24 protein-coding genes are annotated in these 25369 nt (G+C 73.7%); 18 read left to right on the top strand and 6 right to left on the bottom strand.

Annotation, left to right across the window (positions count from 1 at the left end):
- Positions 1-96: 96 nt before the first annotated feature.
- Complete coding sequence (locus ABTX18_RS25920) at positions 97-276, bottom strand: hypothetical protein (RefSeq protein WP_352125133.1); 180 nt, start codon at positions 274-276, stop codon at positions 97-99.
- 260 nt (positions 277-536) lie between these two features.
- Between ABTX18_RS25920 and ABTX18_RS25915 the strand changes: the two genes are divergently transcribed.
- The 4 genes from ABTX18_RS25915 to ABTX18_RS25900 all read left to right on the top strand — a co-directional run bounded on the left by ABTX18_RS25915 (position 537) and on the right by ABTX18_RS25900 (position 4777).
- Complete coding sequence (locus ABTX18_RS25915; RefSeq protein ID WP_352125132.1) at positions 537-1889, top strand: NYN domain-containing protein; 1353 nt, start codon at positions 537-539, stop codon at positions 1887-1889.
- 239 nt (positions 1890-2128) lie between these two features.
- Entirely contained in the window at positions 2129-3112 is a 984-nt protein-coding gene (locus ABTX18_RS25910; RefSeq protein ID WP_352125211.1) for an ABC transporter ATP-binding protein, read from the top strand.
- Between the two features lie 68 nt (positions 3113-3180).
- Entirely contained in the window at positions 3181-3987 is an 807-nt protein-coding gene (locus ABTX18_RS25905; protein ID WP_503061210.1) for an ABC transporter permease, read from the top strand.
- A 34-nt stretch (positions 3988-4021) separates the two neighbouring features.
- Positions 4022-4777: an ABC transporter permease gene (locus ABTX18_RS25900; RefSeq protein WP_352125131.1), complete on the top strand. Its 756-nt coding sequence runs from the start codon at positions 4022-4024 to the stop codon at positions 4775-4777.
- 145 nt (positions 4778-4922) lie between these two features.
- On the opposite strand, the gene ybaK is transcribed toward ABTX18_RS25900, so the two are convergent.
- The 4 genes from ybaK to ABTX18_RS25880 all read right to left on the bottom strand — a co-directional run bounded on the left by ybaK (position 4923) and on the right by ABTX18_RS25880 (position 9057).
- Positions 4923-5426: a Cys-tRNA(Pro) deacylase gene (gene ybaK, locus ABTX18_RS25895; RefSeq protein ID WP_352125130.1), complete on the bottom strand. Its 504-nt coding sequence runs from the start codon at positions 5424-5426 to the stop codon at positions 4923-4925.
- A gap of 22 nt (positions 5427-5448) precedes the next feature.
- A complete protein-coding gene (locus ABTX18_RS25890; protein ID WP_352125129.1) occupies positions 5449-6192 on the bottom strand; it encodes an LON peptidase substrate-binding domain-containing protein in 744 nt (247 codons plus the stop codon).
- A 5-nt stretch (positions 6193-6197) separates the two neighbouring features.
- Positions 6198-7235 (bottom strand): hypothetical protein, encoded by a 1038-nt coding sequence (locus ABTX18_RS25885; protein ID WP_352125128.1) that lies wholly within the window; start codon positions 7233-7235, stop codon positions 6198-6200.
- 223 nt (positions 7236-7458) lie between these two features.
- Positions 7459-9057: an oxidoreductase gene (locus ABTX18_RS25880; protein WP_352125127.1), complete on the bottom strand. Its 1599-nt coding sequence runs from the start codon at positions 9055-9057 to the stop codon at positions 7459-7461.
- Positions 9058-9239: 182 nt separating this feature from the next.
- On the opposite strand from ABTX18_RS25880, the gene hisD reads away from it, so the two are divergent.
- From hisD to ABTX18_RS25810, 14 genes are all read left to right on the top strand, one after another.
- Complete coding sequence (gene hisD / locus ABTX18_RS25875) at positions 9240-10562, top strand: histidinol dehydrogenase (protein ID WP_352125126.1); 1323 nt, start codon at positions 9240-9242, stop codon at positions 10560-10562.
- Positions 10559-11677: a histidinol-phosphate transaminase gene (locus ABTX18_RS25870; protein WP_352125125.1), complete on the top strand. Its 1119-nt coding sequence runs from the start codon at positions 10559-10561 to the stop codon at positions 11675-11677. Before hisD ends, ABTX18_RS25870 begins: the two co-directional genes overlap by 4 nt.
- Positions 11674-12276 carry an imidazoleglycerol-phosphate dehydratase HisB gene (gene hisB / locus ABTX18_RS25865; protein WP_327711573.1) on the top strand — a complete coding sequence of 201 codons (603 nt, stop codon included), beginning with the start codon at positions 11674-11676 and terminating at the stop codon, positions 12274-12276. The genes ABTX18_RS25870 and hisB overlap by 4 nt, the downstream gene beginning before the upstream one ends.
- Positions 12273-12440 (top strand): CG2302 family histidine operon protein, encoded by a 168-nt coding sequence (locus ABTX18_RS25860; protein WP_266777672.1) that lies wholly within the window; start codon positions 12273-12275, stop codon positions 12438-12440. The genes hisB and ABTX18_RS25860 overlap by 4 nt, the downstream gene beginning before the upstream one ends.
- 10 nt (positions 12441-12450) lie before the next feature.
- Positions 12451-13092, top strand: coding sequence for an imidazole glycerol phosphate synthase subunit HisH (gene hisH, locus ABTX18_RS25855; protein WP_352125124.1), 642 nt, complete (start codon positions 12451-12453; stop codon positions 13090-13092).
- Complete coding sequence (gene priA, locus ABTX18_RS25850) at positions 13092-13817, top strand: bifunctional 1-(5-phosphoribosyl)-5-((5-phosphoribosylamino)methylideneamino)imidazole-4-carboxamide isomerase/phosphoribosylanthranilate isomerase PriA (RefSeq protein WP_352125123.1); 726 nt, start codon at positions 13092-13094, stop codon at positions 13815-13817. Before hisH ends, priA begins: the two co-directional genes overlap by 1 nt.
- Positions 13814-14212: a RidA family protein gene (locus tag ABTX18_RS25845; RefSeq protein WP_352125122.1), complete on the top strand. Its 399-nt coding sequence runs from the start codon at positions 13814-13816 to the stop codon at positions 14210-14212. Before priA ends, ABTX18_RS25845 begins: the two co-directional genes overlap by 4 nt.
- A complete protein-coding gene (hisF, locus tag ABTX18_RS25840) occupies positions 14209-14964 on the top strand; it encodes an imidazole glycerol phosphate synthase subunit HisF (protein ID WP_352125121.1) in 756 nt (251 codons plus the stop codon). The genes ABTX18_RS25845 and hisF overlap by 4 nt, the downstream gene beginning before the upstream one ends.
- 277 nt (positions 14965-15241) lie before the next feature.
- Positions 15242-16126: a bis(hydroxyethyl) terephthalate hydrolase gene (bdeA, locus tag ABTX18_RS25835; RefSeq protein ID WP_352125209.1), complete on the top strand. Its 885-nt coding sequence runs from the start codon at positions 15242-15244 to the stop codon at positions 16124-16126.
- A gap of 214 nt (positions 16127-16340) precedes the next feature.
- On the top strand, positions 16341-19256 hold the full coding sequence (locus tag ABTX18_RS25830; RefSeq protein ID WP_352125120.1) for a helix-turn-helix transcriptional regulator: 2916 nt from the start codon (positions 16341-16343) through the stop codon (positions 19254-19256).
- 226 nt (positions 19257-19482) lie between these two features.
- Positions 19483-20835, top strand: coding sequence for a PucR family transcriptional regulator (locus ABTX18_RS25825; RefSeq protein ID WP_352125119.1), 1353 nt, complete (start codon positions 19483-19485; stop codon positions 20833-20835).
- A gap of 366 nt (positions 20836-21201) precedes the next feature.
- Positions 21202-22794: a sodium/solute symporter gene (locus ABTX18_RS25820; RefSeq protein ID WP_352125118.1), complete on the top strand. Its 1593-nt coding sequence runs from the start codon at positions 21202-21204 to the stop codon at positions 22792-22794.
- A 39-nt stretch (positions 22795-22833) separates the two neighbouring features.
- Entirely contained in the window at positions 22834-23421 is a 588-nt protein-coding gene (locus ABTX18_RS25815) for a winged helix-turn-helix domain-containing protein (protein WP_352125117.1), read from the top strand.
- A 24-nt stretch (positions 23422-23445) separates the two neighbouring features.
- Positions 23446-24705: an MFS transporter gene (locus tag ABTX18_RS25810; protein ID WP_352125116.1), complete on the top strand. Its 1260-nt coding sequence runs from the start codon at positions 23446-23448 to the stop codon at positions 24703-24705.
- Between the two features lie 24 nt (positions 24706-24729).
- Here ABTX18_RS25810 and ABTX18_RS25805 read toward each other — a convergent pair whose 3' ends face one another.
- A complete protein-coding gene (locus ABTX18_RS25805) occupies positions 24730-25362 on the bottom strand; it encodes a TIGR03085 family metal-binding protein (protein WP_352125115.1) in 633 nt (210 codons plus the stop codon).
- Between the last annotated feature and the right edge of the window lie 7 nt (positions 25363-25369).

Genomic DNA, 25369 nt, shown 5'->3' with positions numbered 1-25369 from the left:
CGGCCGCCCGCCCGCGCACGCACGAGAGGGGCGCCCCGCGAAAGCGGGTGCGCCCCTCTTCGGCTGCCGGCCTGTGGCCGTACCGGAGAAGTCCGGTCAGTTGTGGCCGAAGCGCCGCTGATGCTTACGCGCAACATCGGCAGGGCTGCCCTGGGACTGCGCCTGGGGCTGGTTCTGCGACTCGAAAGCCGTGGACCGCGCCTCCTGCGCACCGCGCTCCGACTCGGACGCGCGGTCCTGCTGGCTGCTCTGCTTGCGGTTCTTGTTCTTGGCCATGGTGTTCCTCCTAGGGGGACTCTCGGGGCCAGGACCGCTGTCAGATTCACATAATCGGATAAACATCGCATGTTGGATCATTACCATGCGTAGTGCGGGGGTATGATGCGCCGATTTCCGGATCCGCCACGCCGATGATCGAGTTCCGGCCGTTAACCCTCGCGTGGTCGGGCAGACTCGAAGGAAACCCTGAGTAAGCGGATCCGCCCCTTCCTGAAGACCGGACCCGCCGAACCCGTTCCCGAAAAGCCTGGAAGAGGGTGGAACGCGTGGACCGTTGCGTCGTCCTGGTGGACGCCGGCTACCTGCTGGGCGCAGCCGCGAGTCTGCTGGCCGGTGAGCCCGCCCGTTCCCGCATCACCGTCGACCACGCGGCGCTGATCCAGGGGCTGAGAGAGCGGGCCGAGGCGGATACGGAACAGCCGCTGCTGCGGATCTACTGGTTCGACGGCGCCCCCGACCGCGTACCGCAGCCCGAACACCGCAGGCTGCGCGTCATGCCGCGGGTGACGGTACGGCTGGGAGCCCTGACCCGCAGTGACGGACGGTGGGCGCAGAAGGGCGTCGACGCGGCGATGCACGCCGAGCTCACCGAACTGGCCCGGAACCGGGCCTGCTCGGACGTCGTGCTGGTCACCGGTGACGGCGATCTGCTGCCCGGCCTGATGTCCGCGAAGGAACACGGAGTCGCCGTCCATCTCTGGGCCGTCCAGGCGGCCGACGGCGACTACAACCAGTCGGAGGACCTGGTCGCCGAGGCCGACGAGCGGCGCGTGCTGGACCGGGCCTGGATCACCCAGGCCGTACGGGCCAAGGAGACCGGCGGCGCCTGTGCCCCGCCTCCCGTCCCGCGCCCCGAGATCGCCGCGATCCTCTCCGCGCCGCTGCCCGAGGCAGCCCTCGCGGCCTCCGCCGAGCGGGCCCAGGAAGCTCAGGAGGCCCAGGAGGCCCAGGAGGCCCAGGCCGCCCGCAACGGGACGTCCGCGCAGGGCGACGAGGCCCCCGGCCACACCTCGCACACCCACAACGGCAGAGGCGTCCCCACCCCGAAGGACCTCGCGGGCACCCTGCGCGGCCCCGCCGCCCAGGCGGACCGGCACCACCCCGCCCCGCCGCTCGCCAACGCGACCCTGCGCTGGTCGTCCGACCGGGGCTGGGTGGAGCGCGGCGGCCCCCTCGGCGAACCCCCGGAGACCGCCTCCCTGCCGACGCTTGCCCAGCTCACCACCGCCGAGCAGCGCTGGGCGGACCGGGAGGAGGACATCACCACGGTCGGCGGCGACCCCTTCGAGGTGGGCCAGGTCTTCGCCCGGCGCTGGATGGAGCGCCTGCCGGAGACCGTTCACCTGCAGAAGCTGTCCACCATGTACCCCCGCATCCCGCACCGCATCGACGGCGAGCTCCTGCGGTACGCGGCCCGCTTCGGACTGCTCGCCCACAAGGACGACCAGATCGACGAGCACGACCGGTACGCGATCCGGGCGGGATTCTGGCGCGAGATCGACGTACGGGCCGCCGCGGAGCACGCGCCCGCGGGTGAGAAACCCGGCGGGGCGGCCGACCGGCACGCGGCCGCAGGCAAACCGGAGAACGCGGTGCCGTCCCGGGACTGAGGCCGGATCGGGAGCGGAGCCGGCTCGGGACCGACTCGGGCCAGGGACCGGTGCCGCCGCGGGACTGAGGCCGCCAGGGGACTGCGGCCGGCTCAATACGCACGGCGCTCAACCCGGCACGCAATTGCTGCGTTGATGTCCGATCGGTGCGGCCCCGGGCGTAATGCGGGTCCCCGGACCCCGTACTCTCGTACCTCGTGAGTACGGGCACAGCACAGGCGCAGACGGCGAACGGCACCGTGTGCGCGGTGCGCGACCTGGTCAAGACCTACCCCGCGGCCCGGGGGCGGCGGGGCACCCCCGCCACACCCGAGGTGCGCGCCACCGACGGCATCAGCCTGGACATCCGGCGCGGTGAGATCTTCGGACTGCTCGGCCCCAACGGCGCCGGCAAATCCACCCTCGTACGACAGCTCACCGGACTGATGCGGCCGGACTCCGGCAGCGTCGACCTGCTGGGCCACGACCTCGTCCGCCACCCGGAACGGGCCTCCCGGTTGATCGGCTACCTCGGGCAGGAGTCGACCGCCCTCGACGAACTGACCGTCGGCCTCGCCGCCGAGACCACCGGGCGGCTGCGCGGCCTGCCGGTGCGCGAGGCCCGGGCCGAACGCGACGCGGTGCTCGGCGAACTCGGCCTCGGCGAACTCGCCGGCCGGCCCCTGAAGAAGCTCTCCGGCGGACAGCGGCGGCTCGCCTGTGTCGCGGCCGCGCTGGTCGGGGAGCGGCCGGTGCTCATCCTCGACGAGCCGACGACCGGCATGGACCCCGTGGCCCGGCGCGCCGTCTGGGCCGCCGTCGACCGGCGGCGCGCCGAACGCGGTGCGACGGTGCTGCTGGTCACCCACAACGTCATCGAGGCCGAGACCGTCCTCGACCGGGTCGCCGTCATCGAACGCGGCAAGGTCATCGCCTGCGACACCCCGGCCGGGCTCAAGGAGCGGGTCGCGGGCGAGGTCCGGGTGGAACTGGTGTGGCGCGAGCGGGCACCGCTGGATGTCCCCGAGGTCGCCGCCCTGCGGGCGTCCGCGCAGGAGTCCGGGCGCCGCTGGGTGCTGCGGCTCGGGCCGGACGAGGCGCGGGCGGCGGTCGCCGCCGTCACCGGTGGCGCGGCCTTCGCCGCACTCGACGACTTCACCCTGGCGACACCCAGCCTCGAAGATGTCTATCTGGCGCTCGGCGGGGACGCCACCGACGCCACCAAGGGGCTGGTCAAGTCGTGAGCGGGATCAGTGGCTCGGTGGCCGGAGCGGACCGGCAGGAGAGCGCGGGGGGCCGTCCGGCGCGGCCCATCGGTACGTCCGGCCCGGCGGGTCACGAGGACGGCGTGCGGGGCGCGGTGCCCGCGCCGCTCGCCCCGCGCGCCCGGCTCTTCCCCTCGCTGGCCGCGGTCTACCGGGCCCAGCTGTCCCGGGCCCGGGTCGCCAGGATCCCGCTGCTCTTCGTGGCGACCTTCCAGTCCGTCGGGATCATGGTCCTGATGCGCGGGGTCGTGGACGGGGGCTCCGAGGCCCGCGCCGTCGTGGCCGGCTCCAGCGTCCTGGTCGTCGCCTTCGTCGCGCTGAACCTGCTCGCCCAGTACTTCGGGCAGCTGCGGGCCGCCGGCGGACTCGACCACTACGCGACCCTTCCGGTGCCGCCCGCCGCCGTGGTCCTCGGTACGGCCGGGGCGTACGCCTCGTTCACCGTGCCCGGCACGATCGTGACCGCCGTGACCGGCAGCGTGCTCTTCGGGCTGCCGATGACCCACCTGTGGGTCCTCGTCGCCGTCATCCCGCTCTCCGGCGCGGCCCTCTCCGGCCTCGGCGCCGCCCTTGGGCTGCTCGCCCCGCGGCAGGAGCTCGCGACCCTGCTGGGACAGCTCGGCATGTCCGCGGCGCTGCTGCTGGGAGTGCTCCCCGCCGCCCGGCTGCCGGAGCCCATCAGCTGGGCCCGCGACCTGCTGCCCTCCACGTACGGAGTCGAGGCGCTCTCCCGGTCCTTCGACGCCCACCCCGACTGGGCCGTCGTCGGCCTCGATCTCGCCGTCTGCGCCGCTGTGGGCGTCCTCTCGCTCGCCGTGGCGGCGTGGGCGTACCGCAGGGCAGCGGTCCGGTGAGGCGCGGCACAGGGACGCCTGGCACGATGGCACGGTGACAGCACCTCTGACGCCGCCGCACCAGCCCTCGCCCGACGACCCGTGGCAGAAGCCGCCGAAGGGGGGCGGCCCCGGCGGCTCCCACCTCGGGACCCTGCTGCGGTCGCCCGAGGACGTGGAACTCCGTGCGGAACTGCGCCGGGCGGCACTGGTCGCCGTCGCCGTGACGGTCGCCGGGGTGGCGCTCGGACTGCTCTGGCTGTGGCTCGCGCCGCGCGTTCCGCTGGTCTCCGACGACACGGCCGTCTTCCTCAGCGACAGCGAGGGCGAGGAGGCGATCGGCGCCGACGGTACGTTCGTGCTGCTCGCGCTCGCCTTCGGTGCGGTGAGCGCGGCGCTGGCCTTCTGGTTCCACCGCAAGGGCGGGATCGCCCTCGTGGCGGCCCTCGCGGTGGGCGGCGTACTCGGCTCGCTTCTGGCGTGGCAGATCGGCACCCGGCTGGGCCCCACGGACGACGTGGTCGCCCACGCCCGCGAGGTCGGCAAGGGCGTGATCTTCGACGCACCGCTGGAGCTGCACGCGAAGGGAGCGTTGCTGGCGTGGTCGCTGGCGGCGATGGCGGTGCACCTGGGGTTGACGGCGCTGTTCGGGCCTCGGGATGCGGAGCCGGAGTGGGGGGTGTACGGGGAGCCCTCGGGGGGGCCTGCGTACGGGCCTGCGCCCGGGGCGCCGTCGGCGTCCCCTTCGCCCTCGTCCCCGCCTTCGCCTTCGCCCGAGGGGGGGCCGCCGTCGGGCGGTCCGGCGGCGTGAGCGGGGCGGGCGGGGCCGACGGGGCCGCTGCGCGGGGCTTGTCCCCTACCCGCCCCTTCCCGTAACCGGGGCTCCGCCCCGGACCCCGCTCCTCAATCGCCCGAGAGGCTGAAAATGGCTGGGCCGGGGCCCCACGGCGACGGGCCTAGCTCCGCCCGATCGGGGCGAATACCGCGTCCGTCAGGGCCGCCAGATCCGCGGGGGAGAGTTCGACCTCCAGGCCCCGGCGGCCCGCCGATACGCAGATCGTCGCGTGCTCCCGCGCGGACGCGTCCAGCACCGTGGGCAGCCGTTTGCGCTGGCCCAGGGGGGAGATGCCGCCGCGTACGTAGCCCGTGGTGCGTTCCGCCGCCGCCGGGTCCGCCATGGTGGCGCGCTTGCCGCCGGCCGCCGAGGCCAGGGCCTTGAGGTCCAGGGAGCCTGCCACGGGGACGACCGCGACCGTCAGGTGGCCGTCCACATCGGCTACCAGGGTCTTGAACACCCGGTCCGGGGAGACGCCCAGGGCCTCGGCCGCCTCCTCGCCGTAGGAGGCCGACGCGGAGTCGTGTTCGTACGCGTGCACGGTGAACTCCGTGCCCGCCGCGGTCAGGGCGACCGTCGCGGGGGTGCCGCCGGACTGCGGCTGCTTCTTCGGCTTCTTCGCCACGGGGGTGTGGCCCTCCGGTCGCTCAGTTGGGGTGGGTCGGGGCGAGGGTGAGGTCCACGGCGGGCAGCGACGGAAGGTGACGGATGACGGCCGTCTCGGAGCGCAGGATCGTCAGCTCCTCGCGGAGCCGGGTCGCGGTGTCCGGGGCCTGGAGGAGCCGCTGCCTGGCGGGGACGTCCAGGGTCGCCGCGGCGGCGACCAGGTAGGAGACCACCGACGGCTCGTCCGGCAGGTCCGCGCCCGTGGTCAGGGAGCGCTCGCTCGCGCCCGCCAGCCGCTTCTGGTAGCTGCGGAAGGCCCGCAGGACGCCCTCGGTGAGCGCTTGGGCCTCCTCGCCCGGGTCCTCCTCCAGCTCTTCGAGCTCAGCGATGAGATACGGGCCGCTCGCGTCCACGGACAGCAGCCTCACCCGGCTGGTGCCGGTCGCCAGGACCTCGAAGCTGCCGTCCGAACGCTCCCTGATCTTCGCCGCGTCGGCGATGCAGCCGACCCGGTGGAACGTCTGGACGGGGTCGGGGCCGAAGCCGTCCGCCGGGCCGCGCTCGGCGGGCAGGGTCATCGCGTCGGGCATGCCCGAGCCCGTCCGGGCGGTCTCGCGGCCGTCGCGGATGGCGACCACGGCGAAGCGGCGCGGTTCGTCCTCGTCGGTCTTCAGCAACTCGCGCATCATGGCGCGATAACGCTCCTCGAAGACGTTCAGCGGCAGCACGAGGCCGGGAAACAGCACCGCGTTCAGCGGGAACAGAGGCAGGCGAGCGGTGGTCACAACGGTCAAGCGTAATGGCCGCGGACCCGTCCCCGGACGCCCCGGTGGCGAAGCGGCGTCCCGGAGGCCACCCGGAGCCGCGCTCCGTCGCGTGCGTCGAGGAACCTGCCGAGCGGATCGTCGGAGACGAAGGCCCACGGGAACGACGCCGCATGGGGTCCGATCTGCCGGAACTGTTCCAGCGCCTCGCCCCAGCGGCCCCGCGCCACCAGCACGTACGCGAGCAGGTTGCGCACCTCGGCCGGCCACGGGTCGCCCGGGGCGAAGGAGGCGGACAGCGAGATCGCCCGGTCCGCCGCGGCGTCGATCCGCTCCTCCTGCACCGAGGTGAACCCGGCCCCCGGCCCCTGGGTCAGCACCGCGAACGCGGCCCGCAGCGGCAACGCCTGCACCAGCGAGCTGGGCAGCGAGTCCTCGGCCGCCCGCTCGGCGAAGTCGAAGCACTCGCGGTGCGAGCCGTACCAGGCCGCCGAGAGGTACTGGAGGGCGGCGACATGGCAGCCGTAATGGTGCGTGGAGCGCTGCAGGGCCTGCTCCCAGAGCGCCTCGAACGTGGTGTGCGTCGCCTGCGTGCCGCGCGCGTGGTCCAGGGCGAGGCGCCAGGGCACCGGATCGCGCGGATCGCTCCGAGCCGCCGCCGTGATCATCGGCCCGACCGTGCGCAGCTGCTCGGCGCGGGCCGGTGACTCCCAGGCCCGCCCGACCGCGAGCTGGGCCTTGACGAGGAGCGCGTCGCCGTCGTGCGGGGCGGCGGCCAGCCAGTCGCGGAGCCAGCCGTCCCGGCTGCGGGCGAAGGCCACGAGCCGGTTCAGATAGCGGTCCCGGCTCTCCCACTCGGCGGCGTCCCTGGTGGTCGCCAGCAGCTTCGCGGCCGGCTCGTACTCCCCGAGGGCGGCGGCCACCAGCACGGGCGACAGCCGCTCGTCGGGGGCGTCGAGCATCACCGCATGGTCGGCGGGCAACCCGGTGGACAGCTCCGGGGTGTGCCGGATCACACGCGCGGTACGAAGCAGAGCGCGGAGGAAAGGCATGGTGCAGACCATTGAAAAGCGCAGGTCGGGACGGCGCCAGGGGGGTGCTGTGAAGCTTTGGTGCCGAGTGGGAGGGTTGCCCTGTCCCGGTCCAAGAAAGAGTAAAGGAAATCGCGGGAACTGGCCTGATTCCGTCGGTCCTGCTGGGTGTGCCTGACCCCGTGAGCCCGGCACGGTCCCAGCGAAAGGCCCAAGGGGCGCGGCCCCGGTGCCGTCCGGCAGACCGCGCACCCGGTCAGCCGCGGCGAAGCAGCCGTGAGGCGCCCGCCGCGACGGTGGTGGCCAGTATCCATCCGAGCAGCACCAGGGCCGCCGCGATCCACTGCCAGCCGCCCTCCAGCCGCCAGTACCCGTCCTGGCCGAGGTTGATCACCGGCACCAGCAGATCCAGCGCGTACAGGGCCGGATTCCACTCGGGATGCTCACTCCCCTTGATCGACGCCGGTTCGTACCGCGCGAACGCCACCGCGCCCGCCGCCCACAGCACCGCCATCCACACCGCGGCCCGCCCCGGCCGGTAGCCGTACGCCACCGTCCAGTCCTGGACGAAGCCCCAGAGCTTCGCGGCGGGCGGCAGTGTCTCGCGGCGGCGCCGCTGCTTGGCGAGCAGCACCTCGCGGGCGTCCGCGTCCTCCCCGCTGTTGCGGAGCACGGCGGCCAGCCGTTCGTACGGTTCCGGCACGTACTCCGGAGTCGCCGCCGCCACCCACTCCAGCCGGCGGGAGAGCGGGAAGTGTCCGTACGGGACGAGGTTCTCGTACACGAAACCGCCCATCGCCAGACCGCCCGGGCCCGGCCAGCTGGTCGACACGTCGATGAGCGTGACGACCTTCGCCCCGTTGAGCACCACCCGTCCCCGCGCCGGGCGTTCGGGATTGAAGCGGAGCTCCGGCGCGACCGTCCGGCGCAGGGACAGCTCCTCGTGGCCGGCCAGCACGAAGACGGCCTTGTGCAGATCGATCGCGTCACCGAACCGCCCGTCGTCCAGCCGCACCCCGCCCCGGCACCGGAAGACCTGCGGGCGGGTGCCGCGGGCCGGTGTCGGGGAGTTGGCGATGCCGTACGGGGGAGTGGTGCCCTGGTTGCCCGTGTCCACGCTGACCCAGGCCTCGCTCATGTACAGCGTCCGCTCCACGCTCAGCTGCGGGGCGTTCAGCGCGCGGCGTCCCTGCGTCGCCCGCAGCCGGCTGCCGCGCAGACTCAGCGAACCGCCCACCTTCGCCCCGCGCAGGCTCAGCTCGCCGAGCGTCTCGATCATCTCGGCCTGCAGGTCCTGGGCGACGCAGAGGCCGTCGCCGACGAGCGCACGCCCCTGCCGGTCGGGCCCGACGTCGATCTGGCTGATCAGCAGATCCGTGCCGATCTGGGCGTCCGTGAGCCGGATCCCCCGCTCGACCCGGCAGCGCGGCAGATGCAGGTCGCCCTCGGTGCGCAGCCGCGCCGCCTCCAGCCGGGGCATCGCGCACCCCACCAGCCGCAGCGTCGTGAAGTGGCACTCGGGCAGCAGGACTTCCTCATCGAAGCGGCAGCCCGTCATCTCCACGTAGGGATCGACGCGCCCGCCCGCGAGTTCGAGCTTTCCGGTGATCCGCAGCCCCCGGAGCTTCAGCGCCGCCACCCGGCCCGGCCGGGGCTGCGGGCCGCTCAGCAGCAGCCGGGCGACGACGCGCGCCTCCACGCTGCGTTCGGGGCCCCACACGTGCGGGGCGAAGGGATCGTCGCGCGCCGCGTCGCGGGCGCGCAGGTCGTAGGTGGTCCCGGTCCGGAAGGACTGCCACATACCCAGTTCCGCGGGGCTGAGGCCGTCCGGAAATTCGTCGTGCGGTTCGGTCACCGACGCTCCCTCCGCTCGGAGCCGTAAGACCACCGTCACCTGCGAGGCGGTCTGAATCGGTAATCCCCTTATTCCCTCTGAGTGACCCCGTGAACGCACATAGTCAGCCGTCACACCGACGGCATGTATCAGCCAGTGATACGGGCGTCCGGGCGTCTGCGGCGGTCTGCGAGAATTGCGGTGTGATCTCTCGAATCGATCTGCGCGGCGATGCCCTCCCCGAGGGCGGCGCCCTGCGCGACCTGCTGCCCCGTGCCGAGTTCGACGTGGAAGCCGCCCTGGAGACGGTGCGGCCCATCTGCGAGGACGTACGCCATCGTGGCTCGGCGGCAGTGATCGACTGGGGGGAGAAACTCGACGGGGTGCGGCTCGGCTCGATCCGCGTCCCGGCCGACGCGATCACCGACGCGCTGGAGCGGCTCGACCCCGCTGTGCGCGCCGCCCTCGAGGAGTCGATCCGCCGCGCCCGTCTCGTCCACCGCGAGCAGCGCCGCACCACGCACACCACCCAGGTCGTGCCCGGCGGCACCGTCACCGAGAAGTGGGTGCCGGTCGAACGCGTCGGGCTGTACGTGCCGGGCGGGCGTTCGGTCTACCCGTCCTCCGTCGTGATGAACGTGGTCCCCGCCCAGGAGGCGGGCGTCGAGGGCATCGCCGTCGCGTCCCCGCCGCAGAAGGAGTTCGGCGGACTGCCGCACCCCACGATCCTGGCCGCCTGCGCCCTGCTCGGGGTGGACGAGGTGTACGCCGCCGGCGGCTCCCAGGCCATCGCGATGTTCGCGTACGGCACCGAGGACTGCCTGCCCGTGAACCTCGTCACCGGCCCCGGCAACATCTACGTCGCCGCCGCCAAGCGCCTCCTCAAGGGCCGCATCGGCATCGACGCCGAGGCCGGTCCCACCGAGATCGCGATCCTCGCCGACGCCACCGCCGACCCGGTCCACGTCGCCGCCGACCTGATCAGCCAGGCCGAGCACGACCCGATGGCCGCCGCCGTCCTGGTCACCGACTCCGAGGTGCTCGCCGCCGCCACCGAGGCCGAGCTGGAGCAGCAGGTCGCCGCGACCAAGCACGTCACCGACCGGATCGAGCCCGCGCTGGCCGGCCGCCAGTCCGCGATCGTCCTCGTCAACGACCTGGAGGACGGTCTCAAGGTCGTCGACGCGTACGCCGCCGAGCACCTGGAGATCCAGACCGCCGGCGCCGCGGCCCTCGCCGCCCGCGTCCGCAACGCCGGCGCGATCTTCGTCGGCCCCTGGTCGCCCGTCTCCCTCGGCGACTACTGCGCCGGCTCCAACCACGTCCTGCCCACCGGCGGCTGCGCCTGCCACTCCTCGGGCCTGTCCGTGCAGTCCTTCCTGCGCGGCATCCACATCGTCGACTACACGCGCGACGCGCTCGCCGAGGTCACCCACCACGTGGTGACCCTCGCCGAGGCGGAGGACCTCCCCGCCCACGGCGCCGCGCTCAAGGCCAGGTTCGGGTGGAAGGTTCCGCAGCAGTGACGAACGGCAAGACCCGCATCGACGACCTCCCCGTCCGCGACGAGCTGCGCGGCCAGTCCCCGTACGGGGCGCCCCAGCTCGACGTACCCGTCCGGCTGAACACCAACGAGAACCCGTACCCGCTCCCCGACGCCCTCGTCGACCGGATCGCCGAACGGGTCCGCGAGGCCGCCCGAAACCTCAACCGCTACCCCGACCGGGACGCCGTCGAGCTCCGCACCGAACTCGCCCGCTACCTCACCCGCACCGCCGGGCACGAGGTCGGACCGGCCAACGTGTGGGCGGCCAACGGCTCCAACGAGGTGCTCCAGCAGTTGCTGCAGACCTTCGGCGGCCCCGGCCGTACCGCCATCGGCTTCGAGCCCTCGTACTCGATGCACGCCCTCATCGCCCGCGGCACCGGCACCGGCTGGATCTCCGGACCGCGCAACGAGGACTTCACCATCGACGTCGACGCGGCCCGCGCGGTCATCGCCGAGCACCGCCCCGACGTCGTGTTCATCACCTCGCCCAACAACCCCACCGGCACCGCCGTCGACGCGGACACCGTCCTCGCCCTGCACGACGCCGCCCAGGCCGCCGGTCCCTCGATGGTCGTGGTCGACGAGGCGTACGGCGAGTTCAGCCACCACGCCTCCCTGCTCCCGCTGATCGAGGGCCGCCCCCACCTGGTGCTCTCCCGCACCATGTCCAAGGCGTTCGGCGCCGCGGGACTGCGGCTCGGCTACCTCGCCGCGGACCCGGCCGTCGTCGACGCGGTCCAGCTGGTGCGGCTGCCGTACCACCTGTCCTCCGTCACCCAGGCCACCGCGCTCGCCGCCCTGGAGCACACCGATACGCTCCTCGGGTACGTCGCGCAGCTCAAGAGCGAGCGCGACCGGATCGTCACCGAACTGCGCGCCCAGGGCTTCGACGTCACCGACTCGGACGCCAACTTCGTCCAGTTCGGCCGGTTCGCCGACAGCCACACCGCCTGGCGGCACATCCTCGACCGGGGCGTCCTGGTCCGGGACAACGGCGTACCGGGATGGCTGCGGGTCTCCGCGGGGACCCCGGCAGAGAACGACGCGTTCCTCGATGCGGTACGCGAACTGAAGAAGGAGCACGACGCATGACTCGCGAGGCCCGCGTAGGAAGAGTGGAGCGGACCACCAAGGAAACCTCCGTCGTCGTCGAGATCAACCTCGACGGCAGCGGCAAGGTCGATGTCGCGACCGGGGTCGGCTTCTACGACCACATGCTCGACCAGCTCGGCCGCCACGGACTGTTCGACCTCACGGTCAAGACCGACGGCGACCTGCACATCGACTCGCACCACACCATCGAGGACACCGCCCTCGCCCTCGGAGCCGCGTTCAAGCAGGCCCTCGGCGACAAGGTCGGCATCTACCGCTTCGGCAACTGCACCGTCCCGCTGGACGAGTCGCTCGCCCAGGTCACCGTCGACCTCTCCGGCCGTCCGTACCTGGTGCACACCGAGCCCGAGAACATGGCGCCGATGATCGGCGAGTACGACACGACGATGACCCGGCACATCCTGGAGTCCTTCGTCGCCCAGGCGCAGATCGCCCTGCACGTCCACGTCCCGTACGGGCGCAACGCCCACCACATCGTGGAGTGCCAGTTCAAGGCGCTCGCCCGCGCCCTGCGCTACGCCAGCGAGCACGACCCGCGCGCGGCCGGCATCCTCCCCTCCACGAAGGGCGCCCTGTGACCGGCCTCAACACCGTCCTGATCCTGGTCGGCCTGTTCCTGGCCGGCGGGGTCTACTCCTTCTCGAAGCAGGGGATGCCCAAGGGCGTCATCGTGCTGCTTTCGATCGCCTCCGTGATGTGCCTCGTAGCGGGCGTCATGCGGATCCAGGGCCTCTGGGACTGAGGAGCGACACGTGGATACGAAGAAGAAGGTCGTCGTCTTCGACTACGGCTTCGGCAACGTCCGGTCCGCCGAACGCGCCCTCGCCCACGTCGGCGCCGAAGTCGAGATCACCCGCGACTTCGACACGGCGATGAACGCCGACGGGCTGCTTGTGCCCGGCGTCGGCGCGTTCTCCGCCTGCATGGAGGGGCTGAAGAAGGCCCGCGGCGAATGGATCATCGGCCGCCGGCTCTCCGGCGGGCGCCCCGTCATGGGCATCTGCGTAGGCATGCAGATCCTCTTCGAGCGCGGCATCGAGCACGGAGTGGAGACCGAGGGGCTCGACGAGTGGCCCGGCACCGTCGGACCGCTCCAGGCCGACGTCGTCCCGCACATGGGGTGGAACACCGTCGAGGCCCCCGAGGGCTCACGGCTGTTCGCCGGACTCGACGCCGGGGCGCGGTACTACTTCGTGCACTCCTACGCGGCGCACGACTGGTCCCTCGAAGTCACCAACGCCAAGATCCGTGCCCCCAAGGTCACCTGGGCCACGCACGGCGAACGGTTCGTGGCGGCCGTGGAGAACGGCGCGCTGTGGGCCACCCAGTTCCACCCCGAGAAGTCCGGCGATGCCGGCGCCCAGCTGCTGACCAACTGGATCGAGACGCTGTAATGCCGAAGCTTGAACTGCTCCCCGCCGTTGACGTCCGCGACGGCCAGGCGGTCCGCCTGGTGCACGGCGAGTCCGGCTCCGAGACCTCCTACGGCTCGCCTCTGGAGGCCGCACTCGCCTGGCAGCGCTCGGGCGCCGAGTGGCTGCACCTCGTCGACCTGGACGCCGCCTTCGGCACCGGTGACAACCGGGCGCTCATCGCCGAGGTGGCCGGCGCCATGGACATCAAGGTCGAGCTCTCCGGCGGCATCCGCGACGACGCCTCGCTCGCCGCCGCCCTCGCCACCGGCTGCCGCCGCGTCAACCTCGGTACGGCCGCCCTGGAGACCCCCGAGTGGGTCGCCAAGGTCATCGCCGAGTTCGGCGACAGGATCGCGGTCGGCCTCGACGTCCGCGGCACCACGCTGCGCGGCCGCGGCTGGACCCGCGACGGCGGCGACCTCTACGAGACGCTCGCCCGCCTCGACTCCGAGGGCTGCGCCCGTTACGTGGTCACCGACATCGCCAAGGACGGCACCCTCCAGGGCCCCAACCTGGAGCTCCTGAAGAACGTGTGCGCGGCGACCGACAAGCCCGTCGTCGCCTCCGGCGGCGTCTCCTCGCTCGACGACCTGCGGGCCATCTCCTCGCTCGTCCCCGCGGGCGTCGAGGGCGCGATCGTCGGCAAGGCCCTGTACGCGAAGGCGTTCACCCTCGAAGAGGCGCTGGAGGCGGTCTCCGTATGACCGACTCCGTCAAGCGCATCTCCTCCGGCGCCCCCTGGGAGGAGAAGTTCGGCTACTCCCGGGCGGTCGAACTCTCCAACGGGCTGGTGCTCGTGGCCGGCTGCACGTCGGTGGTGGGCGGCCAGATCTCGGCGGGCAGCCCGTACGAGCAGACCGTCGCCTCCTTCCAGGTGGCCTTCGACGCGCTGAAGCAGACGGGCCTGGGCCGCGAGGACGTCGTCCGCACCCGGATGTACATCACGCACGCCCGGGACGTCGACGACGTCGGCCGCGCCCACAAGGAGCTGTTCGACGACGTGCGCCCCGCCGCTTCCATGATCATCGTGTCCGGTTTCGTCGACCCGAGCCTGGTCGTCGAGGTCGAGGTCGAGGCCTACCGGGCAGGTGTGCGATGACGCTCGCCGTACGGGTCATCCCCTGCCTCGACGTGGACAACGGCCGGGTCGTCAAGGGCGTCAACTTCCAGAACCTGCGCGACGCCGGCGACCCCGTCGAGATGGCGAAGCTGTACGACGCCGAGGGCGCCGACGAGCTGACCTTCCTGGACATCACCGCGTCCAGCGGTGACCGGGAGACGACCTACGACGTGGTGCGCCGCACCGCCGAGCAGGTCTTCATCCCGCTCACGGTCGGCGGCGGCGTCCGCGCCCCCGACGACGTCGACAAGCTCCTGCGGGCCGGAGCCGACAAGGTCGGCGTCAACACCGCGGCCATCGCCCGGCCGGAGCTGATCCGGGAGATCGCCGAGCGCTTCGGCCGCCAGGTCCTGGTGCTCTCCGTGGACGCCCGCCGCACCCCCGCCGGCACCTTCGAGGTCACCACGCACGGCGGCCGCAAGGGCACCGGCATCGACGCCGTCGAGTGGGCACACCGGGCCGCGGAACTGGGCGCGGGCGAGATCCTGCTCAACTCGATGGACGCCGACGGCACCAAGGACGGCTACGACACCGAGATGATCGAGGCCGTGCGCAAGCACGTGAGTGTTCCCGTCATCGCCTCCGGTGGCGCGGGCCGGCTCGCGGACTTCGCACCGGCCGTGGAAGCCGGGGCCGACGCGGTCCTCGCCGCGTCCGTCTTCCACTTCGGTGACCTGCGGATCTCCGAGGTCAAAAGCGCTCTGCGGGAGGCCGGGCACCCGGTCCGCTGAGGTCCGGGCGCTCTTCGCGAGGCCGGGCACCCGGTCCGCCGAGGTCTCGCAGGGGAGGACCCGCCGGTCCAAGACCGGTGAACTTGCCGATGTGCGCCACCGGGGCGCACCGCAACAGTGGCGACCGCCAGAGAACAACGGCGGTTCCACGCGGTGCACCCCGAAGGCCCCCGGTGACGACGGGCCGGCGGTCCCTGCCCGGCGTGGCACCCCGCCACGACCGAGAGGACCCCCCGTGCAGCACCTCCCCTCCGGCGACACCTCCCCGCGCCACCGGATGTCGAAGAGCCGCTCGCGCATCATCCAGGGCCTGCTGGCCGCCACCGTCGCCACCGCGGGTCTGTGCACCGCGCTGATGCCGGGCGCCCAGGCGGCCGGCAACCCCTACGAGCGCGGCCCGGCGCCGAGCAACTCGAGTATCGAGGCGAGCCGCGGCCCGTACGCGGTCTCGGAGACCAGCGTGTCCTCACTGCGTGTCAGCGGCTTCGGCGGCGGCACGATCTACTACCCGACGTCCACCGCGGACGGCACCTTCGGCGCGGTCGCCATCTCGCCCGGCTTCACCGCCTACCAGTCCAGCATCGCCTGGCTCGGGCCACGGCTCGCCTCCCAGGGCTTCGTCGTGTTCACCATCGACACCAACACCACACTCGACCAGCCCGACAGCCGCGGCCGTCAGCTCCTGGCCGCGCTGGACTACCTGACGCAGTCCAGTGCGGTGCGCAGCCGGATCGACACCTCACGGCTCGGCGTGATGGGCCACTCCATGGGCGGTGGCGGCACCCTCGAGGCCGCGAAGAGCCGCACCTCGCTGCAGGCGGCGATCCCGCTGACCGGCTGGAACCTCGACACCACATGGCCCGAAGTCCGCACGCCCACCCTGATCTTCGGCGCGGACGGCGACACGATCGCCCCCGTCGCCACCCACTCCGAGCCCTTCTACCAGTCGCTGCCGAGCAGCCTGGACAAGGCGTACGTGGAGCTGCGCGGGGCCACGCACTTCACCCCGAACTCCTCCAATACCACGATCGCGAAGTACAGCATTTCGTGGCTGAAGCGCTTCATCGACAACGACACCCGCTACGAACAGTTCCTCTGCCCGCTCCCGCAGGCGAGCCTGTCGATCGCCGAGTCGCGGGGCAACTGCCCCCACACCTCGTGACTCCTGACGCCCGGTGAGGGCCGGACCGCGAACGGCGGTCCGGCCCTTCGCCGTTCCCGTCACGGGAGGGGCCGCGCGCGGCAACGGGTCCGCACTGTGCGGGTGCACAGCCGACACCGGCCCGCCTTGGGAGGGTGCCCCGCAACCGGCCGGGGGCGGGGCGGGACCGGACGCGCGTCTTCCGGCGTTGTTTACGCGGAAGTAACGTGCTGGTGTGACTCCATCGACGACCGTGCACAGTCCGCTCCGGCTGTACGGCCGCAGCGGTGAACTCGCCATTGTGGACACCCTGTTGGCCCGGCTGCACCAGGGTGACGGCGGAGCGCTGGTACTGACCGCGCTGCCCGGCGTCGGCCGCACCGCGCTCCTGGACGAGGCCGTGGCCGCACACCGTGACCGGCGCACGGGACCCGTCCTGTACGCCACCGCCGCCCCCGCCGAGCAGCGGCTGCCGTACAGCGGGCTGCACGCCCTGCTCTGTTCGGCGCCGGGCCCGCTCCCGTCGCCGCCGGACCGGGTGCTGCGCGACGGCATCAGCCCGACCGCGCTGCTCGCGCTGCTGCGGCAACTCGGTGCGGACCGGCCGCTGCTGGTGTGCGTGGACGACGCGCACGCCTGGGACCCCGATTCGCGCGACGCCCTCGTCTTCGCTGCGCGCAGGCTCGGCGCGGGCAGCCGGGTCGCGGTGCTGATCGGCGCCGGCGACGAGACGAGCTTCGCGGGGCTGCCCGCCCTCCGGCTCGGCCCCCTCGGCGACGACGCGGCGGCGGCCCTCCTGGACCGGATCACCGACGCCGCGGGTGCCGCGGACCGGGTGGACCCGGTGGTGCGCGGCGAGCTCCTCCGGGAGGCGGCCGGAAACCCCCGGCTGCTCGCCGGACTGGCCGCGCGGCTCACCCCCGGCCAACTGGCGGGCCGCACCCCGCCGCCCTATCCGCTGCCCGGCGCCGAGGAGGTCCTGGACGCGCACGCCGCCCGCCTCGACGGGCTGCCCCCGGACACCCGCACGCTGCTTCTGCTCGCAGCCGCCGCGCAGGAGCACGAGCCGGAGGGCGCCGGGGCGGACGTGACCCTCCTGCTCCGCGCGGCGGCCTCGGCCGGTCTCGGCCCCGCCGTGCTCGACCAGGCCCTGCTCACTCCGGCCGGTACCGCCGGAGCCCTCCAACGCGCGGGCGACCGCCTCCACTTCAGCCACCCGCTGCTGCGCCGGGCGGTCCTGCACCGCGCCTCCCCGCAGCACCGGCGCGCGGTGCACGGACTGCTCGCCACCCTCCTGACGACGGTCCCGCCGGGCGCCCGCGGCGGCGTCCGCCGGCCACAGCGACGGACCACGGGGGCGGGCTCCGTCGCGAATGCGTCGTCTGTTTCGTACATCCCCCCTCTCGCGCGCCCCGGCGACGCCCCCGCACCCGGAGCCGGGGCGCGGGCGGCCGTGCCGTCCATGCTGCCCGCGCTCGTCCAGTGGGCCTGCGCCGCCGCGGGGCCGGACGACCGGCTGGCCGACGCCCTGGAGGCGGCGGCCGTGGCGCCGCGGCCGCATGCCGAGCGGGCGGCCGCGCTCGCCCGTGCCGCCGTGCTCTCCACCGACGAGGCGACGCGGGCCGCCCGGTTCACCGACGCCGCCGAACAGACCCGGCTCGCGGGCGACGCCGGCCGGGCCCGTGCCCTGCTGGCCCGGGCCGGCACGCACCCCGCGCACCACGGAGCGCATCTGGTGCGGGGACTGCTCGCCCTGCGTGACGGACCGGCCGCCGACGCCCACGAGGCCCTCCTCACCGCCGCGGCGCTGCTCGCACCGCACGACCCGCCGCGCGCGCTCGACGCCCAGCTCGGCGCCGCCGAGGCCGCCTGGGCGATGGGGGACGCGCTCGCGTACCTCGACGCCATGACCCGGATCCCCGTCGCCGTGACCGATCCGGCCCTCGCCCAGTACCGCGACGGCATGAGCGCGGTGCTGTGCGGGCGCATCGCCGAAGGACAGGCGCTGCTGCGCCGCTGCCTCGACTCGGCGGGCCGGGCGCACGACCCCGCCACCCTGATGCGCGGCGGGGTCTCGGCCCTGGTGCTGGGCGACATCGACGCCGCCTGCCGGTTCGGGACCCGGGCCCTGGCCGTCGTACGGTCGGCAGGCCCGGAGGCCCTGCTGCCGCAGGCACTGGAGCACCTGGCGTACGCCGAGCTCCGGGCCGGCCGCCATGGTCCCGCCCGCGCCCACGCGCGGGAGGGCCTGCACGCCGCCCGGCGTACCGGACAGCCCAACACCGCCTCCCACCTGCACGCCGTGCTCGCGCTCGCCGCGTCCGTGGAGGGCGGCCCGGAGGCCTGCGCCACCCACGCCGACGCGGCCCTCGCGGGGGCGGGACCGCACGGACTCGCCCAGGCCGCGACCCTGGCCACCTGGGCGCTCGCCCGCGCGGACCTGGCGGCGGGGCGCTCCGGAGCGGCGGCGGCCCGGCTCGACCCGCTCGTCCGGCCCGGCCCCCGGCGCGGGCACTTCGCCACCCGGATGCTCGCCGTGCCGTGCTACGTCGAGGCGTCCGTCCTGGCCGGGCGGGCGGACCGGGGCAGGGGAGGGGACCCGGTCGCCGACGCCGTGGCGGAGTTCGCCGTGTGGGTCACCCGCACCACCGATCCCCAGGCCCCCGCCCAGCTCGCCCGCTGCCGCGCCCTGCTGGCGGCGCCCGCCGACGTGGCCGGACGGTACGAGGAGGCGCTCGCCCACCACGACCGCGCAGGAGGCGACTTCGAACGCGCCCGCACCCAGCTGCTGTACGGGGCGTGGCTGCGCCGGCGCCGCCGCACCCGGGAGGCCAGGGGTCCGCTGCGCGACGCCCTGGTCGCCTTCGAGCGGTGCGGTGCGCGGGCCTGGACCGACAGGGCGAGCGGTGAGCTGCGGGCCGCCGGGGAGGCCGTGGAGGGCCCGGCCGCGGCGGGGGGTACGGATCCGCTGTCCGCGCTCACTCCGCAGCAGCAGCGCATCGCCCGGTGCGTCGCCGAGGGGGCCACCAACCGCGAGGTGGCGCTGCGGCTCTCGGTGAGCACCCGGACCGTCGACCACCACCTGCGCAATGTGTTCGCGGCGCTGGGCGTGCGGTCACGGACCGAGCTGGCCAGGCTGCTGGACCGGTAGAGACAGCGCTGCTACGGGGGCCTCCGATCGGACCCCGTAGCGGTGTCCGAGTCCGGGAGGTTGCAGGACCGTGATGAGAAGAACGACGCAAACCTCTAGGTACCGACTGGGCGGTATGCCATTCTGCGGGCGTCAGGATGATTCGGTGTGCTCATGCCCAACACCGGGCTGGGTGAACCGGAGCCGGCCGTATTCCGGAGCCGGCCGAATCCCGGTGGAGGCCGCCATGCCGCAGGTCGTACGTTCACGGGTCAGGGCGTTGCACGGGCCGCCCCCTGTCGCGCCGGTGCCGCGCCGCTTCCGTTCGCTGGCCGATCGCGAGGCCGTCGCCGCACTGCACCGGGCTGCCCGGGTGCTGATGGAGGGACTGCCGGAGCTGACGGACCGGCTCGTCGAGGCCCTGCGCGAGGAGGAGCCCGCCTACCGCTCGGCCATCGACGCCGACGCGGCGGAGATCTGGCAGGAGGTGCACCACTCGCTGCGGCACAACGTCGGCTCGCTGATCCAGCCCCGGGAGTTCCGGGAGGCCGCCCACCGCACCTCCCGCCGGATCGGTGAGGCCCGGGCCGAGCAGGGCCTGCCGCTCGACGCGGTCCTGCACGCCTTCCGGATGGGCGGTGCGATGGTCTGGCAGGAGCTGGTGGACGACACCGCCCGCCGCCACCCCGAGGACATCCGGCTGCTGGTGCACGTCGCGGCGGACGTCTGGAACTTCGTGGACGAGCACTGCGGTGTCGTCGCTGACGCCTACCGGCAGACCGAACGCCGACTGGCCTGGCGGCGGGAGAACCGCCAGCGCCTGATGACGGCGGCGCTGCTGGACGGCACCGCCCAGATCGCCGAACTGCCGGACGCCGCCGCGATGCTGGGGCTGCCGGAGCACGGCAGGTACGCGGTGCTCGCGGTCGCCACCGCCCGCCGCGCCCCGCACGGCACCGCGCAGCCGCCGATGACCCTGCCCGCGGGGACGGACGCGCTCTGGCACCCGGGCCCGGACGCGGAGTTCGCGATCCTGCCGCTGTCCCGGGGCGAGGGGCCGGCCCTGCCCCTCGCCCCGCTCACCGGATCCGCGGAGGGGGGCGAGGGGCCTCCGGCCGCAGTTGACGGGGATACGGAACTCGCCGCGCTGGCCGCCCAGTTGTCCGCCCCGCCCGGTGCCCGGGTCGGCATCAGCTCCGTCGTCGACGGGCTGGCGGCCGTCGGGGACGCCCGGCGCCTCGCGGAGACCGCTCTGCGGGCCTGCCCGGCCGGGGGCGGGGTCGTCCTGCTCGACGAGCAGCTGCCCGCCGCCCTGGTCGTCTCCTCCCCGGGGCTCGGCTCGGCCCTGGCCGCGCGGGTGCTGGGGCCGCTGGACCGGCTGGACCCGGCCGACCGCGACGTGATCATCGAGACGCTCACGGCGTGGCTCGACTCGGACGGCTCCGCGCAGCGGGCGGGGACCCGGCTCTACTGCCACCGCAACACGGTCCTGAACCGGCTGCGCCGCTTCGAGCAGCTGACCGGCCGCTGTCTGACCCGCCCGTCCGACGCGGTCGAGGTCTCCCTCGCCCTGGCGGCCCGCCGCCTGCTGGCCGGCTGACGGGGCGCGGCCGCGATTTCCCCGGCCGTCGGCGGGGCCTGCGGGGCCTGGGCGGCACCGTCCCGCAGGCCCCGCATGCGCTGGCGTGCCACCGTGCGGTCCCGGCACATCAGGGACGTACGCAACCCGCCGTCCCGCGCCCCGCACGCCCAACTGCCGCCGCGCAGGCCCGCGATGTGCTCGCGCACAGACCTCGCCCGTACCGGCTGTACCCGCGCAGCACCTCGGTCCCGCACGCTGTACGCGGGCCCCGGCGCCTGATGCCGTGACCGGCATGCCCTCAGTGCCCCCGAGACCCCGCGCGCACCACGCGCCCCGCGCCCGCGCGACCGCCGTCCCCTCTGCCCCCGCCCCGGGACCGCGCCGGTGAGCGGCGGCTTCGACGCCCGGTCGCTGGCCGTGGTCGTCTTCCTCGGATTCGTCGCCGTGTCGCTGCTGCTGTGCGGGCTGGCCGCCGCGGACCAGGACGACCCGGAACACTTCTACGCGGGCGGCGGCTCCGCCCTCGGTCCCGCCGGGAGCGGGCTGGCCATCGCCGGTGACTACATCTCGGCCGCCACCCTGCTCTCCACCACCGGCTCCGTCGCCCTCGCCGGATTCGACGGCATCCTCTTCGCCGTCGCCACGGTCGCCTCGCTGGTCCTGGTCATGCGGATCATGGCGGGACCGATGCGCCGCAAGGGCGTGTTCACCCTCGGTGACTTCCTGGCGGACCGGCTCGGCGACCCGACCGTACGCCGCGCCCTGGGGATCACGACCCTGGTCGTCCTGACGCCTCTGCTGCTGGTCCAGCTCGCCACCGCAGGCCGGGTCATGGCCTCCGTGTTCGGACTGCCCGACGGCGCGCTCACCAGCTGCACCGTCGCCAGCGGGGCCCTGATGGTCTGCTACTCGGCCGTCGGCGGCATGCGCGGCACCGGTTACATCCAGATCGTCAAGGTCGCGGTGGTGCTGGCCGCGGTGACCCTGCTCGCCGGCATGGTGCTCGCCCGCTACGGCTGGAACCCGTTCACCCTCTTCGACGCCGCCCGGCACGGCAGCGGCGCCGGCGGCTCCTACGCGCGCCCCGGGCTGCAGTTCGGCCACACCTTCGCCGGCGCCCTGGACCTCCTCGGCTTCCAGCTCACCCTCGTGCTCGGCGCCGCCTGCATGCCGCACATCATGATGCGGCTGCACCCCATGCGCGACAGCTGGACCGTGCGCCGCGCCACCGTGTGGGCGGCGGCGCCGGTGGCCTTCCTGTGCACCGGTGTCGTCGTGGTCGGCCTCGGCGCGTCCGCCCTGCTCGGCCGCAAGATCATCCAGGCCGCGGACCCGGCGGGCGGAACCGCGCTGCTGCTGGTGACCGGCGCGCTCGACCCGGGCGCCGACGGGCCGCGCGAGTCCCCGCTGTTCGCCTTCGTCGCCTGTGCGGTCTTCGCCACCACCCTGGCCGCGGTGGCCGGGATCACCCTGGCCGCCGCCTCATCCGTCGCTCGCGACTTCACGGCGAAGGCCCGCTCCCGTACGGCCGCCCGGTCCGACCGGTCCGCCGGGCGCGAGATCCTCCGCGCCCGCCTGGCCGTCGTGCTGACCGGTGCGCTTTCCGTCTATGTATCGACATATACCCATGACCGCAATCCGCAGGTTCTGCTCTCCCTCTCCTTCGCCGCAGCCGCCTCCGTGCTGCCGCCGGTCCTGCTGTACGCGCTCTTCCGTCCGTGGTTCAACGCGCGCGGGGTGCGCTGGACGGTCTACGGGACGCTGCCGCTGATCGTGTTCCTGATGGTCTTCTCGCCCGCGTTCTCCGGTACGCCGATCGCGCTCTTCCCGTCCCGCGACTTCCACTGGTTCCCGCTCCAGACGCCGGGGCTGATCACGATCCCGGCCGGATTCCTGCTGGGATACCTGGGCTCCCGCGCCGGGCGCGGGGAGCGGCCGGCACCATCGGCACAGCGTGCAACCTTTATTGCGCAATAGATATTGCGCAAGTTTCCTTTCGTATTTACCGTGGGAGGCATGGCAAGCAACGAACCACGCCGGGTGTCCGATCTCGGCACGCTCAAGGCGTTCGGGCACCCGCTGCGGATGAAGCTGTACCGGGCGCTCTACATCGCCCGGCAGGCCACCGCCTCCCAGCTCGCCGAGCAGGTGGACGAGCAGGTCTCGCTGGTCAGCTACCACCTGCGCAAGCTCGCCGACCACGGCCTGATCGAGGAGGCGGACCGGGAGGGCGGGGACCGCCGCGAACGGTGGTGGCAGCCCGCCTCGAAGGGGCTGAACTTCCACGACGAGGACTTCAGCGACGCCCCCGAGAAGGCCGCCACCCACACCGCGGTCAGCAGACTCTCGTTCGACCAGCACATCGAGATGTACCGGCGTTTTCTCGACGCGTACCAGAGCTGGCCCCCGCAGTGGCGCGCCGCCTCAAACAGCGCCGAGTACCTGGCCAGGCTGACTGCCGAGGAACTTTCCGCGCTCAGCCGTGAGGTGCACGAGCTCGTCGACCGCTACGAGGAGCAGGGCCGCGCCCGCGACGAGGCCGGCGACACGGAGAACCGCGAGAACGTCGCCCTGCACCTCTACGGCTTCCCGTTCAGGACCTGAACCGGCGCCCCGAGAGGACGACCCGTGACCGTCACCCTCCCCGCCACCAAGGACACCGGAAACACCGGACGCCCCGCCCACCGCGACGGCAACGTCCTGCGCTGGCTCGGCGCCTACACGGCGTCCATGATCGGCGACAGCGTCTACTACATGGCCCTCGCCTGGGCCGCCGCCCGCACCGGGAGTGCCTCCCAGACCGGTCTGGTGCTCGCCGCCGGGTCCATACCCCGGGCCGTGCTCCTGCTCGGCGGGGGAGTGCTCGCCGACCGGCTCGGACCGCGCCGCGTCGTGGTCGCGAGCGACACGGCCCGCTGCCTCGTCGTCCTCGGCCTGGCCGGCGCCCTGCTCCTCACGTCGCCCACGGTGTGGATGCTCATCGCCGTCGCACTCGTCTTCGGCGCGATCGACGCCCTCTTCCTGCCCGCCGTCGGCGCCCTGCCGCCGCGGATCACCGCCGCCTCCCAGCTCGCCCGGGTCCAGGGGCTGCGCGGCCTCGCCACCCGTACCGCCAACGTCGTCGGTGCCCCGCTCGGCGGCGTCGCTGTGGCCCTCGGCGGCCCGGTCCTCGCCTTCGCCGCGGCAGGCGTGCTCTTCGCCGTCTCGCTGCCGCTGCTCCTGGCCGTACGGATGAGCCCGCTGCCGGCCGGCGACGAGGCGGAAGCCGGACCCGCCGGAACCGCCTGGCACGAACTGGCCGACGGGCTGCGTCACATCCGCCGCCACCCGCTGCTGGGCCCTCTGATGCTCGTCGTCGCCGTCAGCGAACTGGGCTTCGTCGGACCGCTCAACCTCGGCCTGATCCTGCTCAGCGAGGAACGCGGCTGGGGCGCCTCCGGAATGGGCTGGGTCATTGCCGCCTTCGGCACCGGCGCGGGAGCCTCGGCCCTGCTGCTCGCCGTCCGCGGCCGGATCCGCCGGGCGGGGCTCGTCATGTGCCTCACCGTGCTGGTCGGCGCGGCCGCCATCGCCGCCCTGGCGTACGCACCCTCCGTGCCGCTCGCCGCAGGTGTCGCGGTCCTCGTCGGACTCTTCGCCGGCCTCGGCGGCGCCCTGTGCGGCGCCCTCATGCAGACCGCCGCCGACCCCGCCTACCTGGGCCGCGTCACCTCGGTCTCGACGCTCTTCACCCACGCCCTGGCGCCGCTCAGCTACCCGGCCACCGGCGCCACCGTCGCGCTCTGGGGGACCGGCCCCGTCTTCGCCGCCAGCGCCGCGCTGTGTGCGGCGGGCGCGGTGGCCGGCCTGATCCTCGGCCCGCTGCGCCGCGCGGAGCTCCCGCGCTGAGCGCGCCATGGGCGCGGAACGCGCCTACATCCCGAGCTTCGCCGTCGTCAGCCGGCCGATCGCGTCCTGCTCGCCCTCCAGCTCCACCCGCGCCGCGTCCTGGCGCCCGAACGCGAACAGCAGGAGCTCGCCCGGCTCGCCCGTCACCGTCACCACCGGGGTGCCGCGGTGCGCGACCGCCGTCTGCCCGTCCGGGCGGCGCAGCACCAGCCCCACCGGGGACTTCCGCCCCAGGACCCGCGCCGCCTTCTCCGTACGCGACCACAGGACGTCGGCGAACACCGGGTCCAGCTCCCGCGCCGACCAGTCCGGCTGGGCCCGGCGGACATCCTCCGTGTGCACGTAGAACTCGACGGTGTTGGCCGCCTCGTCGAGCTGCTTCAGGGCGAACGGGGACATCCTCGGCGGACCCGTACGGATGAGCTGGATCAGTTCCTCGTACGGCTTGTCGGTGAACTCGGTCATGACCCGGTCACGCCGGTTCTTCAGCGGGCCGATGACCAGCCCGGCCGCCGCGTCCGGCCGCCGCTCCCGCACCACCACATGGGCCGCCAGGTCACGGGCCGTCCAGCCGTGGCAGAGGGTCGGCGCCTCGGGCCCGACGGCCTCCAACAGGTCGGCAAGCAGAAGTCGTTCGCGCTTCGCATGGGTCGACATGCCCGCC

Source organism: Streptomyces sp. NPDC096323 (genome assembly GCF_040302845.1).
In the GTDB taxonomy this organism is placed as follows: Bacteria; Actinomycetota; Actinomycetes; order Streptomycetales; family Streptomycetaceae; genus Streptomyces.
Note: the sequence above shows the minus strand (reverse complement) of the source record. Positions and strands in the feature narration are given on the sequence as shown.

Coding starts and splice junctions, on each gene's coding strand:
- ABTX18_RS25920 (WP_352125133.1), bottom strand. CDS start 276: ATGGCCAAGAACAAGAACCGCAAGCAGAGCAGCCAGCAGGACCGCGCG.
- ABTX18_RS25885 (WP_352125128.1), bottom strand. CDS start 7,235: ATGGTCTGCACCATGCCTTTCCTCCGCGCTCTGCTTCGTACCGCGCGT.
- hisB (WP_327711573.1), top strand. CDS start 11,674: ATGACTCGCGAGGCCCGCGTAGGAAGAGTGGAGCGGACCACCAAGGAA.
- priA (WP_352125123.1), top strand. CDS start 13,092: ATGCCGAAGCTTGAACTGCTCCCCGCCGTTGACGTCCGCGACGGCCAG.
- ABTX18_RS25845 (WP_352125122.1), top strand. CDS start 13,814: ATGACCGACTCCGTCAAGCGCATCTCCTCCGGCGCCCCCTGGGAGGAG.
- hisF (WP_352125121.1), top strand. CDS start 14,209: ATGACGCTCGCCGTACGGGTCATCCCCTGCCTCGACGTGGACAACGGC.
- bdeA (WP_352125209.1), top strand. CDS start 15,242: ATGTCGAAGAGCCGCTCGCGCATCATCCAGGGCCTGCTGGCCGCCACC.
- ABTX18_RS25825 (WP_352125119.1), top strand. CDS start 19,483: ATGCCGCAGGTCGTACGTTCACGGGTCAGGGCGTTGCACGGGCCGCCC.
- ABTX18_RS25815 (WP_352125117.1), top strand. CDS start 22,834: ATGGCAAGCAACGAACCACGCCGGGTGTCCGATCTCGGCACGCTCAAG.
- ABTX18_RS25805 (WP_352125115.1), bottom strand. CDS start 25,362: ATGTCGACCCATGCGAAGCGCGAACGACTTCTGCTTGCCGACCTGTTG.